Source organism: Aeromicrobium sp. NPDC092404 (assembly GCF_040684095.1).
Taxonomy (GTDB): Bacteria; Actinomycetota; Actinomycetes; order Propionibacteriales; family Nocardioidaceae; genus Aeromicrobium.
Window position 1 is genome coordinate 833,144 of sequence record NZ_JBFBFI010000001.1, and the last position, 15,852, is coordinate 848,995.

14 protein-coding genes and 1 tRNA gene are annotated in these 15,852 nt (G+C 69.5%); 10 read left to right on the plus strand and 5 right to left on the minus strand.

What is annotated here, in order from left to right:
• Position 1 precedes the first annotated feature (1 nt).
• Entirely contained in the window at positions 2-910 is a 909-nt protein-coding gene (locus tag AB0N22_RS04195; RefSeq protein WP_364636471.1) for a neutral zinc metallopeptidase, read from the minus strand.
• Between the two features lie 53 nt (positions 911-963).
• On the opposite strand from AB0N22_RS04195, the gene AB0N22_RS04200 reads away from it, so the two are divergent.
• Both AB0N22_RS04200 and AB0N22_RS04205 read left to right on the plus strand, forming a co-directional pair.
• On the plus strand, positions 964-2,241 hold the full coding sequence (locus tag AB0N22_RS04200; protein WP_364636473.1) for a DUF445 domain-containing protein: 1,278 nt from the start codon (positions 964-966) through the stop codon (positions 2,239-2,241).
• Positions 2,242-2,727: 486 nt separating this feature from the next.
• Positions 2,728-2,812, plus strand: a tRNA-Leu gene (locus AB0N22_RS04205).
• A 43-nt stretch (positions 2,813-2,855) separates the two neighbouring features.
• On the opposite strand, the gene AB0N22_RS04210 is transcribed toward AB0N22_RS04205, so the two are convergent.
• Entirely contained in the window at positions 2,856-3,923 is a 1,068-nt protein-coding gene (locus tag AB0N22_RS04210; RefSeq protein WP_364636475.1) for a DNA polymerase IV, read from the minus strand.
• 444 nt (positions 3,924-4,367) lie between these two features.
• Here AB0N22_RS04210 and AB0N22_RS04215 point away from each other — a divergent pair, with 444 nt between their 5' ends.
• Positions 4,368-6,416 (plus strand): DEAD/DEAH box helicase, encoded by a 2,049-nt coding sequence (locus AB0N22_RS04215; RefSeq protein ID WP_364636477.1) that lies wholly within the window; start codon positions 4,368-4,370, stop codon positions 6,414-6,416.
• 62 nt (positions 6,417-6,478) lie between these two features.
• A complete protein-coding gene (locus AB0N22_RS04220) occupies positions 6,479-7,891 on the plus strand; it encodes a serine/threonine protein kinase (protein ID WP_364636479.1) in 1,413 nt (470 codons plus the stop codon).
• 3 nt (positions 7,892-7,894) lie between these two features.
• Here AB0N22_RS04220 and AB0N22_RS04225 read toward each other — a convergent pair whose 3' ends face one another.
• A complete protein-coding gene (locus AB0N22_RS04225) occupies positions 7,895-8,467 on the minus strand; it encodes a 1-acyl-sn-glycerol-3-phosphate acyltransferase (RefSeq protein ID WP_364639211.1) in 573 nt (190 codons plus the stop codon).
• A 214-nt stretch (positions 8,468-8,681) separates the two neighbouring features.
• Here AB0N22_RS04225 and AB0N22_RS04230 point away from each other — a divergent pair, with 214 nt between their 5' ends.
• The 4 genes from AB0N22_RS04230 to AB0N22_RS04245 all read left to right on the plus strand — a co-directional run bounded on the left by AB0N22_RS04230 (position 8,682) and on the right by AB0N22_RS04245 (position 11,636).
• Positions 8,682-9,404, plus strand: coding sequence for a hypothetical protein (locus AB0N22_RS04230; protein WP_364636481.1), 723 nt, complete (start codon positions 8,682-8,684; stop codon positions 9,402-9,404).
• Between the two features lie 177 nt (positions 9,405-9,581).
• A complete protein-coding gene (locus tag AB0N22_RS04235) occupies positions 9,582-10,010 on the plus strand; it encodes a hypothetical protein (protein ID WP_364636483.1) in 429 nt (142 codons plus the stop codon).
• A 41-nt stretch (positions 10,011-10,051) separates the two neighbouring features.
• Positions 10,052-10,783, plus strand: a complete 732-nt coding sequence (locus AB0N22_RS04240) for a histidine phosphatase family protein (protein ID WP_364636485.1) — start codon at positions 10,052-10,054, stop codon at positions 10,781-10,783.
• Complete coding sequence (locus AB0N22_RS04245) at positions 10,767-11,636, plus strand: NAD(P)H-hydrate dehydratase (protein WP_364636487.1); 870 nt, start codon at positions 10,767-10,769, stop codon at positions 11,634-11,636. Before AB0N22_RS04240 ends, AB0N22_RS04245 begins: the two co-directional genes overlap by 17 nt.
• Here the strand turns inward: AB0N22_RS04245 and AB0N22_RS04250 are convergent.
• Complete coding sequence (locus AB0N22_RS04250) at positions 11,633-12,451, minus strand: MBL fold metallo-hydrolase (RefSeq protein ID WP_364636489.1); 819 nt, start codon at positions 12,449-12,451, stop codon at positions 11,633-11,635. The two genes, AB0N22_RS04245 and AB0N22_RS04250, sit on opposite strands and share 4 nt — an antisense overlap.
• A gap of 138 nt (positions 12,452-12,589) precedes the next feature.
• Between AB0N22_RS04250 and AB0N22_RS04255 the strand changes: the two genes are divergently transcribed.
• Positions 12,590-14,107 carry an MFS transporter gene (locus AB0N22_RS04255; RefSeq protein WP_364636491.1) on the plus strand — a complete coding sequence of 506 codons (1,518 nt, stop codon included), beginning with the start codon at positions 12,590-12,592 and terminating at the stop codon, positions 14,105-14,107.
• 6 nt (positions 14,108-14,113) lie between these two features.
• Here the strand turns inward: AB0N22_RS04255 and AB0N22_RS04260 are convergent, their stop codons facing one another.
• Positions 14,114-14,926 (minus strand): phosphatase PAP2 family protein, encoded by an 813-nt coding sequence (locus tag AB0N22_RS04260; RefSeq protein WP_364636493.1) that lies wholly within the window; start codon positions 14,924-14,926, stop codon positions 14,114-14,116.
• Between the two features lie 112 nt (positions 14,927-15,038).
• Between AB0N22_RS04260 and AB0N22_RS04265 the strand changes: the two genes are divergently transcribed.
• Entirely contained in the window at positions 15,039-15,800 is a 762-nt protein-coding gene (locus AB0N22_RS04265; protein ID WP_364636495.1) for a 3-hydroxyacyl-CoA dehydrogenase, read from the plus strand.
• Positions 15,801-15,852: the final 52 nt, after the last annotated feature.

Here is a 15,852-nt window from a genome sequence, read left to right on the forward strand (position 1 = left end):
GTCAGAGGTCGTCGGTGCTGAACGTGTCGCACTGGTTGACCGTGCCGCCCTCGTAGCCCGCGAGGAACCACCGCTGGCGCGACTCGCTCGACCCGTGCGTCCAGGACTCCTGGTTGACCCGTCCGGTCTGCGACTGCTGGATGCGGTCGTCACCGACCGCGGAGGCCGCTGACAGTGCCGACTGGATGTCGGATTCGGTCAGCGGCTCGAGCAACGTGTCGCCGTCGGCGTCCTTGGTCGAGGAGGCGTGGTGCGCCCACACCCCTGCCATGCAGTCGGCCATCAGCTCGATGCGCACCCCGCCGCTGAGCGGACCGGTCCGCCCGTCCTGCCCCTTGGCCAGGAAGCCGAGCAGGTTCTCGACGTGGTGCCCGTACTCGTGCGCGATGACGTACTCCTGTGCCAGGGCACCGTCGTCGGCCCCGAACCGGCTCGTCAGCTCGTCGAAGAAGCTCGCGTCGATGTAGATCCGCTGGTCGGAGGGGCAGTAGAACGGGCCGGTCGCGTTGGACGCGACACCGCACGCCGACTGCGTCGAGCCGGAGTAGATCACGGTCTTGGCGGCTTGGTACTGACGCTGCACGTCGGCCGGCAAGGCGTCGGTCCAGTAGTCCTGGACGCTGTTGACCGTGCCGATGATCCGGCAGGTGACGTCCCGGTTGGCGTCCGCGCCGGTCTTGCACTGCGAGAAGTCCGTGGTCGAGGTGTCGCCGCCGGGCTGGATCTGCCCGGTGTCGAACGGGTTGGCGCTGTTGGTGCCGGCGCCCGTGAGGTTCTGGCCGAAGATGAGGCTCAGGATCAGCAGGATGATGCCACCGGCGCCACCGCCGATGACCGCGCCACCGCGTACTCCGCCGCCACCGCCGGTCACCTGGCTGATGTCCAGATCGGCGCCCTCGTTGAACGTCATAACCAAGGAGTCTACGCAGGGCAGAGGCAAGCGCTCGCCGTTAGTGTCGTGGTGTGACCTCGACAGACACCACTGCCAGCTTCCAGATGCCGGAGGGCCTGTCGGCCGGGGACACGGCGCGCCTCAAGGGCTTGCGAAGGATGCGCGCGCTCGCCCTGTCGCTGCTGGTCCTCGCCGCCATCGTCTACGTCTTGACCCGCGAGCAGGACGGCTGGCTCGGCTACGTCAACGCCGGCGCCGAGGCTGCGATGGTCGGTGCCATCGCCGACTGGTTCGCCGTCACGGCGCTGTTTCGCCACCCTCTCGGCCTGCCGATCCCGCACACCGCGATCATCCCCAACCGCAAGGAGTCCCTGGGCGAGAGCCTGCAGGAGTTCGTCACCGACAACTTCCTGCGCGAGGACGTCGTCCGCGAACGGATCCAGTCGGCCGGAGTCAGCCGGCGGGTGGGGGAGTGGCTCGTCAGCGACGGTCACAGCGAGCGCCTCGTGGCCGAGGGATCACGCGTGCTGTCGGATGCGCTGCGCCACGTCAAGGAGACCGACGTCGCCGCCGTGATCCAGGAGGCGCTGATCCCGCGGCTGAAGGAGGAGGAGCTCAGCCCCGTCGTCGGCCAGCTGCTCGAGGAGATCCTGCGGGACGACGCCCACCGCGGCCTCGTCGACCTCGCGGTCGACGAGCTGGGCCGCTGGCTGGCGATCAACGAGGACGAGGTCGCCGCGCTCATCGAGAACCGTGCACCGTCGTGGACGCCCCAGTGGCTCGACAAGCGCGTGGCGGGATGGGTCCACGAGCAGGTCGTCGAGTGGGTCGCCGAGATCGGCCGAACGCCGGACCACAACGCGCGCCTCGCGCTGGACCGCTGGTTCGCCGACCTGGCCCAGGGCCTGCAGCACGACGCCGACACGCGTACGCGGTTCGAGCGGCTCAAGGAACGGGTGCTGTCACAGCCCCGCGTCGGAGTGACGTCCGTACGCCTGTGGGACGCGTTGCGCCGCGCCCTGGTCGGCTCGCTCGCGGACGAGAACGGGTTGCTGCGCCGCCGCGCCCTCGAGGAGATCGAGGCACTCGGCCGCCGCCTGATCGACGACCCGGACCTCTCACGACGCATCGACGCGAGGATCTCGGACGTCGCGGCGTACGCCGTCAACAACTACGGCAGCGAGGTGGCCACGATCATTTCGGCGACCGTCAAGCGGTGGGACGGCAAGGAGACCGCGGAGCGCATCGAGCTGCACGTCGGCCGGGACCTGCAATTCATCCGCATCAACGGCACGGTCGTCGGCGGGCTCGCCGGCGTCACGATCCATGCGGTGTCGGCGTTGCTGTGACGCCTCGTTCGGGGCTTGCCAGCCCACAGAGTGTGGAAAAGATGTGCATAACAGGGCGCCGCTTGTGGGTGACCCAGGTCACTCTGTGGGTAAGTGACACATTCTTCAGAAATACCCCAGAAAGATCGGCAGATCCCTTGCGCGCCCGGTCGCCCGGGGCATACAAATGACCTACGCAATCCTTCGGGAAAGCGGGAAAGAATCCAGAGTCGAACCCATGGCCGGCGACGCAAGTCAACGGCAGCAAGCCAGTGATGTGGCAGGCGGGGGAGACGAAGGATTCTGGATGAGAGAGATCATCACGCTCAATCACACAGAGGCCCCGGAAACTCATACTTTCCGGGGCCTCGACTAATTGTGCCAACAAATTCCTTGCGAGGCCAACAGGGCCCGGGGACGAGCGCGTTCGCGGCCGCACCCGATTCGGAACGCCGACTGCTCTTTGCTAGAGTTCAGTGCTGCATCACCGCTCCTCACCGGAGCGATGTCCGGGTGGCGGAATGGTAGACGCGCTAGCTTGAGGTGCTAGTGCCCTGTAAGGGGCGTGGGGGTTCAAGTCCCCCCTCGGACACGCACGATCGAAGGGCCGGGACCGTCAAGGTTCCGGCCCTTCGTCATGCATCCGGAGGAGTCATCTCCAGGCGAACGCCGAGCAGCCGCACCGGCCGGGACCGCTGACCCGGGTCCAGCCTCTCGAGCAACGAGACCGCGGCGTCGCTCAGCTCCGACAGGTCGTTCGTGGGGCCGGGCAGCGTCAGGCTCCGGGTGACGGTGATGAACGGCGCCAGGCGGATCTTCAGGCCGACCCGCACGGCTGGCCGGCCCTCTGCATCGATGTCGGCCAGCACGCGAGCGGTCAGGATCCGCACCTCGTCGGCAACCGCGTCCCAGTCCTCCAGGTCGTGCTGGAACGTCATTTCGCGTCCGTGTGCCCTCGGTATGTACGGCTCGGGGTCGATCGGCCGCGCCGACGCGCCCGTGGCCAGCCCGCGGTAGTACGGGCCCATCGTCGGGCCGAGCGCATCGGCCAGGACAGTGGGATCGCTGGCCGCCAGCTGGGCAACGGTCTCGAGCCCGAGGGCCGCCAGCTTGGCGGCGGTCTTGCTCCCGATGCCCCACAGCGCCCGGGTCGGGCGCTCGCCCATCTCCTCGAGCCAGTTGGCGGCCGTCAGCACGTACGTACCGCGCGGCTTGCCGAAGTCCGTCGCGTTCTTGGCCCGCAGCGTGTTGTCGCCGATGCCGACGGAGCAGTGCAGGCCGGTCGCCTCGAGGACAGCGGCCATCACGGTGCCAGCCATGTCCCGGGGATCGCCGAGGTCGCCGTGCCCCGGCCCCGGGCCGACGAAGGCCTCGTCCCAGCCCAGCACCTGCACGAGCACGGGGACGCCACCCCAGTGCAACGACCGGAGCGTCTCCATGACGGTCGCCGAGGCCGCCTCGTACGCCGGCGCGTCGACCGGCAGGAACACCGCGCCGGGACACTTCCGCTTGGCGATCCGCAGCGGCATGCCGGAGCCGACCCCGACCACCCTGGCCTCGTACGACGCGGTCGAGACGACTCCGCGCTCGGTCGGGTCACCGCGACCGCCCACCACCACCGGGAGACCCGCGAGCTCGGGTCGACGCAGGATCTCGACGGCCGCGATGAACTGGTCCATGTCGACGTGCAACACCCAGCCCATGGCCCAACCCTGCCGGATCTGCCCGTGGTGGTCGACAGGAGCCCGGCTCGAATGGTGAGTCGCCTGCGCATCGCGCGGCATTGCGAGTAAAGTGGAGCGCGTAACAAACCCCGCACCGCTGCTCGTCGCACGAGTACGTCGTTCGACGATCGGTTCCGTGGCACCGGCTCGAGGCCGGATCACTCCACGTGGCGGGCGTTGCACCATCCCGATCGCTCCTGTCGATCGGTTGTAGCGAGTTCCGTCGTGACGCGGCCATCGGCCTCGACCCGACTGGGCTCCTCGGCGCCGCACGGGTCGTTCCCGGACACGGCGTTGCAGCATCGCCACGGCCAGCGTGCCGGGGCTTTCGGAGGAGGAACCTTGGCCAGACGAGGCCAGCGGCAGCCGGGCACGACCCGATCCGCACCCCAGCGGCGAGCCCGCGGCGGCAACGACGGCATCATGTCTGTCCTCGCCCGTGCCGTGCGCGAGGTCGAGGCCGGCGCCCAACGGGGCCGCGTGTCGCCGTCGACCCGCACGAAGTTCCAGGTCGTGGCCCTGCTGGCCCGCGAGGAGCGTACGCGCGCCAAGTCGGACGCGACACTGACCGACCCCCAACGGGCCGAGAAGCTCAAGCGGCTCGACGGGATCGGCACGATCCTCGCCCAGACCGCCGCACGCGACACGTCCCTCCTCTCGCTGCTCGCCGAGGACGCCGACGTGTCGGACGCGGCGGTCGTGCTCAAGCACGATATGCTGCGCGCCGCGGGCATGGAGGAGGCCGCTGAGGCGGTCGAGGTCTCCGATGACGAGCCCGTCCTGGCGCCGGTCGAGCGCCGGGTCGTACCGCAGTCCGTCGTCGCACGGCAGCTCGCGAACCCTTTCCTCACGCCCGACTTCCAGTCGGCGCAGGCCGCCAAGCCGCAGACTCAGCGCCTCTCGACCTGGGAGCTCCTCGGACCGCTGTTCTCGTCGTTCGAGCGAGCTGCCGGCGGGTCCAAGGCCTGCATGGACCTCCCCGAGCCGTCGGACACCAAGGTCCCCGTCGGCCTCGAGCTCATGCACCACCAGGGCGAGGTCATCGCCGCCGCCGAGCAGGGGCATCGGACCTTTCTGCTGGCGGACGAGCCCGGGCTCGGCAAGACGGCCCAGGCGTTGCTGGCCGCGCAGGCAGCCAATGCCTACCCGCTGCTCGTCGTGGTGCCCAACGTCGTCAAGACCAACTGGGCCCGCGAGGCCGAGCTCTGGACCCCCAACCGTCCATCGACGGTCATCCACGGCGACGGCCACACGATCGACGGCTTCGCTGACATCGTGATCGTCAACTACGAGGTGCTCGACCGCCACGTGGGCTGGCTGGGCGACCTCGGCTTCCGCGGCATGGTCCTCGACGAGGCGCACTTCATCAAGAACAAGGCGTCGCAGCGTTCGCAGCACGTCCTGCAGCTCTCCGAGCGCATCAGGGCCCGCACCGTGCGTCCCTTGATGATGGCGCTGACCGGCACCCCCTTGATCAACGACATCGACGACTTCCGCGCGATCTGGCAGTTCCTCGGCTGGATCGACGACAAGAAGCCGCGCGCCGAGCTGATGCACGCGCTCGAGGAGACCGGGCTGACGCCGATCGACCCCGGGTTCTACGCCGCGGCGCGCTCGCGCGTCATCGACATGGGCATCGTGCGCCGCCGCAAGGTCGACGTGGCCGCCGACATCCCCGCTCGTCGCATCGCCGACCTTCCGGTCGAGCTCGACGACGAGGCCGGCCGATCGATCCGCGAGGCCGAGCGCAACCTGGCTCGCCGGCTGGTCGCTCGCTACGAGAGCGCCCTGGTCAACCGCACGTCCGGCATCACGGTCGAGGGCATCGACCACGAGCTCGTCCGGCGGGTGGCCGGCTGGGAGCGCGACGAGAGCGCGTCCAAGACCGACGAGAACGTCTTCACGATGATGCGCCGCATCGGGCAGGCCAAGGCAGGTCTCGCCGCCGACTACACCGCGCAGCTGGCCCGCAACGTCGGCAAGGTCGTCTTCTTCGCCAAGCACGTCGACGTCATGGACCTGGCCGAGGAGACCTTCGAGCGCCGCGGCATCCGCTACTCGTCGATCCGCGGCAATCAGACACCCACGGTGCGCCAGCGCAACATCGACGCCTTCGTCGACGACCCGGAGGTCGCGGTCGTGGTGTGCTCGCTGTCGGCGGCCGGCGTCGGCATCAACCTCCAGGTCGCCTCCAACATGGTGCTGGCCGAGCTGTCGTGGACCGACGCGGAGCAGACGCAGGCGATCGACCGCGTCCACCGGATCGGCCAGGAGGAGCCCGTCACGGCGTGGCGGATCATCGCGTCGCAGACCATCGACACGCGCATCGTCGAGCTGCTCGACAGCAAGGCCGGCCTCGCTGCCCGTGCGCTGGACGGATCGGACGACGAGGTCGCCGCGTCGGCTGACATGCAGCTCGAGGCGCTCGTCGGCCTGCTCACCGACGCTCTGGAGCAGCAATCGGCCACGTGACGCCTGTCACCCGGAGTCGTTGAACCTCCTGCAAGCCACACAGGCCAGTCCGAGGAGCGTCCATGAAGCGAGTCCTGTCGATCGGTGCAGCCGTCACGATGGTCGCCGCCACCCTGCTGGGCGCGGCGCCCTCCACGGCGGCGAGTCCGCGATCGGTGGCCACCGCCGAGCCTTCGGTGCCGGGGCTGCGCGACGTCATGTTCGTCGGCAACAACTGGCAGGGGACCGCGTCGATCATCGACGCCGACACCCAGACGATCCTGAAATCCGGCATCAACCTGATCCCCGACAAGGCGCAGGAGCTCCAGGACATCCAGCTCAACCCGCTCAAGCTCGTGTTCTACCTCGTGGTCCAGGTGGGGCCCGGTGAGGGGCACGACCAGTACGTCGACGACATGTTCACGACCAACGACGGCAAGTACCTTGCGGTCTCGCGTCCGAGCTTCGCCGACGTCGTCTGGATCGACATCGCCAAGGCCGTGGCAGGAGACCCGAACAGCATCGTCCACGAGGAGCAGATGGACGGGTATCGCACCGATCACATGGGGCTCTCGCCCGACGGGCGGCGCCTGGTCGTCTCGGACTCGACCAGCCGACAGGTGATCGAGTACTCGATGGTCGACGAGACCGTCGGCGGCAAGGCCATCAAGATGGGCCAGCGCATGCGGACGTTCGTGTCAGGTGAGACGCCGCACGAGAACAACTACAGCAAGGACGGCTCCACGATCTTCCACGCGTCCATCGGGCGGGTCTACCTGCCGCCGGACGCCACCAGCCTCGGCTCGCTCGACCTCGGCCCCGTGCACGACGCGGTCAAGGGCGACCGCTGGTTCCAGACGGTCGACAACGGGAGCTTCGCCGTCAAGCAACGGTGGGACATGGGCAAGGAGCTGGCCGAGGCGGGTCACCGGGGCATGAGCTCGGCCGTCCGGCCGATGGCCGTCGCGCCCGGCGAGCGGTACGTCTACTTCCAGGTCTCGTTCTTCCACGGGCTCGTCGAGTTCGACACGCAGGCGCCCGACATCGACGGCAAGGTGGGCTACACCGCAGGCGGGATCGCCGAGCCGCGGCTCGGTGCCGTCAAGCGGGTCATCCCGCTGCCCAAGACCGTGCCGACGATGCCGCGGGAGGCGTACGTCAACGACTCGGCGCACCACGGGTTGTCCATCAACGCCGACGGGACGACCCTGTGTGCCGCCGGGACGATGGACGACTATGCCGCGCTCGTCGACCGGGCCACCGGCAAACCGGTCTTCTTCGACACCGCGACGACGGGGCACTCGTACGGCAAGCCGTACTGGACGACCGAGGGACGCGGAGACACCTGCTGGATCTCGTTGAGCGAGGCCGACGCGGTCGCCGTGCTGGACACGGAGACCAAGAAGGAGATCGCCTACCTCCCGGTCGGTGACCACCCGCAACGCATCCGCCACGGGTACGTCCCGGAGGCGCTGGCAGCCGACCTCGGCTCCTGACCGTCAGGCAACGGACCCCGGCTCGTCGCGGAGCCGGGGCTCCGTCGCGTTCTCGGGCTTGATCCCGCGCTTGTCGGCGAAGAACGCGCGGACGAGGTCCATGTCCGACTTCACGTCGTCGGACGGGTGGAACGTCGGCCCGAAACCCATCGTCTTCGTCGGCGGGTCGAAGAACGCCAGCGTGATGGGCAACCCGGTGTCGCGCGAGATCCTGAGGAAGCCGGACTTCCAGTAGTCACCCTTGGTGCGGGTTCCCTCCGCCGCGATGATCAGCCGGAAAGGCTCACCGCTGCCGGCCTCCCGAACGAGCTCGTCGACGACCCCGCCGGCATTGTCGCGGTCCAGCGGCACGCCGCCGAGGCGGCGCAGGACCCAGCCCAGCGGGCCGCGGAACAGCTGCTTCTTGACCAGGACGCGCGGGTGGGCGCCGTCGTGCCACATGACCAGCAGCATCGTGATGAAGTCCCAGTTGGACGTGTGCGGCGCGCCGACGAGGATGCCGGACTCCGGCACCTCGCCGACCATCCGGTAGCCGGCACGACGGACGACGAAGCGGGCGAGGCGCTGGCGGATCATCACGCGCACGATCCTAGGCGCGACCCGGTGGTCCGTCGCGGCGAGGTGCCGGAGGTGTCCACCCGGACCGGGCGGTCAGCACGCGGGCTCACCGCATCGACTGCGCGGCCAGCGTCGTGCAGGTCTGCGCCCAGCCCGATGGGCATCGCAGGGCAGATCGGGTCTGCTGGAGGTACGCCGGTCGACCGACCGCGGACCAACACCAGGAGAACCGATGTCGACCATCACCGACGCCCCCAAGCCACCCGCCTCGCCGACCGCGAGGTCCGCAGCACGCATCGCCCTGCTCGTGGTGGCCATAGCCTCCCTGCTGGTTGGCGCGACCGCGCTCGCCGGCGGCGGCGCGCTGATCGCAGCTGACCGCTCGTGGCGTGATGACGGCTACCTGACCAGCGACACCACCCCGCTCAAGACCGACAGCCGTGCCGTTGCGTCCGAGAGCATGGAGATCGGGGGCATGGACGAGGACTGGGTCCTCGGCCGCGTCCGGGTCCGCGTCACGGGCCTCGGCACGGCGCCGGTCTTCGTGGGAGTGGCGCGTACGTCCGACGCCGAGGCGTACCTCGCCGGGGTCGACCACGCCACGGTCACCGAGATCGACGACCCGGCGACGACGTACGAGCGTCATGCCGGTGGCGCTCCCGCCGTCGTCCCCGGCGACAGCGACATCTGGCTCGAGCAGGCCTCCGGGACCGGCACCCAGAGCATCGACTGGTCGCTCGACGACCGGCCCGAGCGGTGGACCATCGTCGTCATGAACGCTGACGGCACCGCCGGGGTCGACGTCGACACCGACGTCGGTGCCACCGTGCCGGTCCTGGGGGAGGCCACCGCCGGTCTGATCGTCATCGGCGGACTCTTCGTCCTGGTCGGTGCGGGCATCCTCGTGGGCCTTCGCGTCACCGGGCGCAGCAGGACCGCGGACGGCGCGCGATGAGCGTCGTCGTCGAGGCCGACGAGCTCAGCAAGGGCCCACGCCGACGTACGAGCGGCACGGGTCGGCCCGGTGCCGAGGTCGGCGCCACACGACACTCGACCTCGGCACACGTGTGATCCGTGGCGCGCAGGGTAAGGGACCGGGAGACACTCCCACCGATCGAACGGAGCACCACCCGTGATCACCAAGATCCTGCACAAGCCCGTGTCCATCGCGCAGCACGTCGTCGGCGGCGTCGCACGAGGCGGTCTGCACGGAGCCGTGACCGTCGTGAAGAAGTTCCTGCCGGACGACCACCAAGCACCGCCGGCGAAGGCAGCACCCACACCGACGAAGGACACGGCACCCGAGGTCAGCACGGAGCCCGTCACGCAGCCGCCGTCCCCCACGACGACGACCAAGAAGGCCAGGACCAACACCATGCCGGCCAAGAAGGCCAGCGCGAAGCGCGCCGCCGCCAAGAAGACGGCGCCGAAGAAGACCGGGCCCAAGAAGCCGGCAGCCGTCCTCGACGAGGAGCCGGCGCCCATCGACGACGACCCGGTCGTCTACAGCACCGGCCCGGACGTGTCGACGACCGTTTCCGCGGACGACCTGCGCCTGTGACCGGGCCGATTGCGCGGGGCGGCGACGGGTAGGGCCGAAGCATGCACCAGCTGGAGTGGATCGGGATCATTCGACACGGCGAGAGCGTCGGCAACGTCGCTGCCACAGCGGCGGATGAGCAGGGCTCGGAGCTGATCGACATCACCGAGCGCGACGCCGACGTACCGCTGTCCGACACCGGCCAGAAGCAGGCCGAGGCGGTCGCGGACTGGCTCGGCGACCTTCCGGACGACCAGCGTCCTGACGTCGTCGTCGTGTCGCCGTACCTGCGGACGCGCCAGACCGCAGAGATCGCGCTCAAGAGCATCGACGTGCCCACGGTGCGGGACGAGCGGCTCCGCGATCGAGAGCTCGGGATCCTCGACCTCCACACGGTGCACGGCATCAAGTCGAAGTTCCCCGAGGAGTCCGAGCGGCGCGCACGGCTCGGGAAGTTCTACTACCGCCCGCCCGGGGGCGAGTCGTGGGCCGACGTGCTCCTGCGCATCCGCAGCCTCCTGCGCGACGTCGCAGAGGACCACCCGGAGGAGCGGGTGCTGTTCTTCGCCCACGACGCGGTCGTCTCGTTGTTCCGGTACGTCCTCGAAGGACTCGACGAGGAGGAGCTCATGACGACCGCCAAGCAGTCGCCGATCGCCAACTGCTCGATCAGCAGCTGGCAGTGGGGCGACGAAGGGTGGGAGCGCGAGCGCTACAACGACGTCGAGCACCTGCGGCAGGACGACGACGCCCGTCCCACCGCGGAGGAGGGTGTCGATGCCCCGCCCGTCTGAGCCGCAGGTCATCTCGGCCCAGCTGCTGCGGGACTGGCCGCTGCCGGAGCCGGAGGGGGACAAGACCGATCGTGGCACCGTCCTGGTGGTTGGCGGCTCCCGGTTCACTCCTGGCGCCGTCCTGCTGGCCGGCACCGCCGCCCTCCGCGCCGGCGCGGGTCGCCTGCAGCTCGCGACGACGGACGACAACGCGCAGGCGCTCAGCATCGCCGTGCCCGAGGCCAAGGTCGTCGGACTGCCCTCGACGCCGGACGGGTCGGTCGACGGCGACGTGCCCGACCATCTCGTGGAGCTCGTGAGCCGGGCCGACGTGGTCGCGATCGGTCCAGGGCTCGACGACCCGGACGAGACGCTCAAGCTGCTCCGGCGGGTGGTCGACGCGATGGCCGAGGACGCGCACCTCGTGGTCGACGCGTTTGCGCTCGGTGCCTTGGGCGAGGACCCCGACCTGCTGGGCGACCATGCCGCCCGGACCGTTCTGACTCCCAACGTGGGCGAGGCAGGTCGACTGCTCGGCCGCGAGCCGGGGGACGACCTCGACGCCGAGGCGGTGACGGTCGCCGAGCGATATGGCGCGGTCGTCTCGCTCTACGGCCACGTCGCCGAGCCCGGTGGGGGAGCGTGGCGCGACGAGAACGCCGACGTCGGGCTCGGCACGTCCGGCAGCGGCGACGTGCTCGCCGGCATCATGGCCGGGCTTCTGGCGCGAGGCTCGTCGCCTGCTCAGGCCGCGTGCTGGGGGACGTACGTCCACGCCATGGCAGGGCAGCGGCTCGTGCCGCGCATGGGCCGGACCGGTTACCTCGCCCGCGAGCTCGTCGACGAGGTCGCAGCGACCATCGCGATGGTCTAGGTGAGGTGGTCGAAGTCGCCGTTGACCCAGGCGGCGTGCCGTTCGGCCGACCGCCGGACGATCGCCTTGGCATCGGCGTCGATCGCGTTGTCGAAGTTGCCGTAGAGCCGGTCGTACGCGAATCGGTCGACGTGGTCGGCGACGCGCTTCACCACCGCCCCCGACAGCGGGAGCCGGTTGGGATAGCTGCGCATGAAGCTGACCGACGTCCGGTCGGGGTTGGCGAAGATCGTGTCCCCGGTCAGCAGGACGCCACGCCCCTCCGCGCCTGCCTGCCAGTGGGCCACCGCGCTGCCGGGGAAGTGACCACCCGGCTGGCTCAGCGTGACGCCCGGCAGCACCTCGAGGTCGTCTGACCACGTCTCGATGACCGGATCCGGCCGGGCGACCCACTCCCGGTCGGCCTCGGCGACCAGCACCGGGGCGCCGCCGAGGCGGCGGCTCCACTCGACCTGGACGCCGTACATGTGCGGGTGGCTTGCCACGATCGCGCGAACGTCTCCGAGGTCGAGCACCCGCGAGGCGATGTCCTCGTCCACGTAGCCGACGGGGTCCCACAGCAGGTTGCCGCCCGTGGTGCGGAGGAGCTTCGACTGCTGGCCGATCCCCGTGCTCGGGGACGTCGTGATCGCGTAGAGGTCGGGCTCGAGGTCGGCGATCTCGGCGCGGTGGCCGTCGGCGCTGAGCTCGTCGAGGCTCGTCCACAGCTGCCCCTCGGCCGGCACCCACTGCCGCTCGTCGGCACAGATGGCGCACACCTCGACGCGCTCGGCATGCTCCACCGCACAGGTCTGACAGATCCAGAAGTCGCTCATGGGGCCACGGTAGGACACGCCCCGGCACGAGTCAGGCATGACTCCGAAGAACCATCGAAATGTGTCCGGATCCGGGTCTACGCTCGATGACGTCCCGCCGGTTGCCCCCAACCGCGGCATCCGTCTGCAGGAGGATCCATGACCGAGAGCACACCCACGCCCGGACCGGACGCGTCGTCCGAGCAGCCTGATCCCCGTCGGTGGCTCGCCCTCGGCGTGATCGCCGTGGCGCAGCTGATGATCGTGCTGGACGCGTCGATCGTCAACATCGCCCTGCCGTCGGCCCAGAAGGACCTCGACATCAGCGACGCCGACCGGCAGTGGGTCGTGACGGCGTACACCTTGGCGTTCGGCGGCCTGCTCCTGCTCGGTGGGCGCATCGCGGACTACACCGGCCGCAAGCGGACCTTCGTCATCGGCCTGATCGGGTTCGCCGCGGCCTCGGCCCTCGGCGGCGTCGCCTCGTCGGCCGGGTTGCTCTACGCGGCCCGCGGCCTGCAGGGCGCCTTCGCGGCACTGCTCGCACCGGCGGCTCTCTCACTGATCTCGGTCACGTTCACCCTGCCCAAGGAGCGCGCCACGGCGTTCGGCGTCTTCGGCGCCATCTCGGGCGGCGGCGCAGCGATCGGACTGATCCTCGGCGGCGTGCTGACCGAGTACGCCTCGTGGCGCTGGTGCCTGGGCGTCAACGTGCCGATCGCCCTGGTCACGGCGCTCGCCGCGGTCCGGGTCGTCAACGAGAGCAAGGCCGAGGGCAACACCAAGTACGACATCCCGGGTGCCGTCCTGGTGACGTTGGGGTTGGTGTCGCTCGTCTACGGCTTCACCGAAGCCGCGAAGCTCAAGGATCCCGACAGCAAGAGCACGGAGGTTCTCGGCTGGACCGACCCGTCCACGCTGACGTTCCTGTCCGTGGCCGTCGTCCTGCTGGTTGCCTTTGTCGTGTGGGAGAAGCGCACCAGCACGCCATTGCTGCCGCTCTGGGTGGCGCTCGACCGCAACCGCGGCGGCTCCTACCTGGTGTTCCTGTTCGTCGGTGCTGGGTTGTTCGCGATGTTCTTGTTCATGACGTTCTACTTCCAGATCACGATGGGCTACACACCACTGGAGTCCGGGTTTGCCTTCATGCCCTTCAGCCTGGGCGTCATCGGGGCCGCGGGGTTCGTGTCCAACCTGCTGCCACGGATCGGGCCCATGCCGATCATGATCCCCGGCCTGGCCCTGGCGATCGCCGGCATGCTGATGCTGACCCAGATCACCGCCGACACGTCCTACTGGGGATTCGTCCTGCCCTCTCTGCTGCTCATGAGCATCGGCATGGCCGGCGTGTTCATCACGGCCTCCAGCACTGCCCTGGTCGGCATCGGCAGCCATGACGCCGGTGTCGCGAGTGCCCTGCTCAACACGTCGCAGCAGGTCGGCGGCTCGCTCGGCACCGCGCTGCTCAACACGCTCTACGCCGGCGCGGTCACCGCCTACCTCAGCGACCATCTCGACGAGTCGCCCCGGACCGCGACCGGCAACGCGTTCGTGCACGGCTATCACGTGGCGTTCTTCTGGGGCGCGATGATGTTGTTGGTGTCGCTCACGGTGGCGGTGTTCTTGATGAATGCCAAGAAGGACGACGTGCCGGCCGAGGCGGGCCTGCCGGCCTGACCGAGGTCAGGCAGCCGGCACGGCCGCCAGGCCGCGACGACTCGCCAGCTGTCCACGGACGTACGTGTCGACCGCGAGCGAGACCCACAGCAGCACGACCGCGACGACGCCGTCGAGCCACCAGTGGTGCCCGGTCGCCGCGACGACGAAGACCGTGACCGGCAGGTGCATCACGACCAGCCAACGCCACCGGCTCGTCGACACCGAGAAGACGCCCAGGGCGACGACCGCCGCCCAGCCGACATGGATCGACGGCATCGCTGCGAACTGGTCAGAGATGCCCGTCCCGACGTCGCCGTACACGTCGAACCCGTGCTGGTCCGAGAGGTCGACGAAGCCCAGCTCCTGCACGAACCGCGGTGGCGCCACCCGGATGAACCGGATGACCAGGCAGAACGCGGTGAGGCCGGCCAGGCCGTTGCGCCAGTGCGGGTACTGCTCACGGTGCCGGACGAACAGCCACACCAGGAAGATCAGGAGCGCCGGCACGTGCAGCATGGCGTAGTAGTCGTTGACGAGTGCCGCGAGCCAGCCGTGGTCGACCACGAAGTGCTGCATCGAGATCTCGGTCGGCAGGTGGAGGAGCTGCTGCGCGTCGTCGATCGACCGCGCCCGGTCGACCGCACCGTCTGGGTGCGTGAACGGGAGCTGACGAGCCAGCCGCCACACGGCGTACAGCGCCGCGACCAGCGAGAACTCGCGGAAGGCCGGGAGCACCGCACGTCCGACCCGCGTCGGCGGAGCTGCCCTGAGCACGAACCACACGATGAGACTCGCCACCGACGCGATGGCGGCCTCGTCCCACGTCGCCCAGCTCATGGGAGCTGACGCCTTGTCGCGTGGATCACGAGACGATCCTACGGATGCTTGTGCGATCGTAGGGGCGGACTTCAGACCCTGCTCACGTGAACATCGAAGAAGAGGACCATCCATGGACGTCAACAACTCCGTAGCGCTCGTCACCGGCGGCGCGTCCGGTCTCGGCCTGGCCACCGTCGAGGCACTGCTCGAGGCGGGGGCGAAGGTCACCATCCTCGACCTGCCCGGGTCACCCGGTCCTGACGTCGCTGCGCGGCTCGGCGATGCCGTGCGGTTCGCCCCTGCCGACGTCCGCGACGAGGCCGCCGTCAACGAGGCTCTCGACGTGGCGACGGAGCTGGGCGACCTGCGGGTGGTCGTGAACTGCGCCGGGACGGGCGACGCGATCAAGACCGTCGGCAAGCAGGGCCCCTACCCGCTCGAGAAGTTCCAGCGGATCATCGAGATCAACCTGATCGGCACGTTCAACGTGCTGCGCCTGGCTGCTGCGCGCGTGGCCGCGTTGGAGCCGCTGGGCGAGGAGCGCGGGGTCATCGTCAACACCGCGTCGATCGCGGCGTTCGACGGCCAGATCGGCCAGGCCGCCTACGCCGCGTCGAAGGGCGGCGTCGTCGGGATGACCCTGCCGATCGCTCGCGACCTCGCCTCGCTGGGCATCCGCGTCATGACGATCGCGCCCGGACTCTTCGACACCCCGTTGCTGGCGTCGCTGCCCGAGGACGCCCGCGCCTCACTGGGCAAGCAGGTCCCGCACCCCAGCCGCCTCGGTGATCCTGCCGAGTACGGCGCGCTGGCGGCTCACATCGTGGCCAACCCGATGCTCAACGGCGAGACGATCAGGCTCGACGGCGCGATCCGCATGGCGCCGCGCTGACCCGGCGTTCGATCGGGGCGGGTTTCGCCCGGCGTGCCCCGGCTGTCGCGCG